The sequence below is a fragment of the Paraburkholderia sp. SIMBA_027 genome, from assembly GCF_046535315.1.
Lineage (GTDB): Bacteria > Pseudomonadota > Gammaproteobacteria > Burkholderiales > Burkholderiaceae > Paraburkholderia > Paraburkholderia tropica.
Genome location: NZ_JAWRWY010000142.1, coordinates 1 through 402, shown reverse-complemented (window position 1 = coordinate 402; position 402 = coordinate 1). Strand labels below are relative to the sequence as shown.

The window sequence follows — 402 nt, the reverse complement described above, 5'->3', positions numbered from 1 at the left end:
GAGGGCGATGCAGTTCATCCCCATCGCCCTGGCCATCAGGATGCGATGCTGCCAGTATTCGGCGGGGACGGGGGCGGGATGCATCTCCCCGCTACGGATCTGGAAACGCTCGCCGTCGAGCAGGAAGCTTTCGCCATCCTGACTAAAAGAAAAAGTATGCCCGCTTGTGACTGCTGGGGCTGGGATGTCGATTGCGGACGTTCCGGTCAGGCTGCTGTCCGGCCGAAGCATACAGCCATCGCCTGCGACGCTACACGCTTGCGAACGGCTGCCATGGACAAGGTTGAATGATTTTTTTGACCCATGCATGAAGTACCACCTTGCCGAGCCGCTGCGTTGGCGCGGTCGCCGCGCTACGCTTCGGCCAGAATCTGCTGGATGACTTGCTCGAAGGTTTCCACC

The 402-nt window shown here is 60.2% G+C and carries 1 protein-coding gene; it reads right to left on the bottom strand.

Features of this window, described 5'->3' with window-relative positions:
• On the bottom strand, positions 1-231 hold a 231-nt coding region (locus SB764_RS38505), incomplete at its 3' end, for a beta-galactosidase (protein WP_410866535.1).
• Between the last annotated feature and the right edge of the window lie 171 nt (positions 232-402).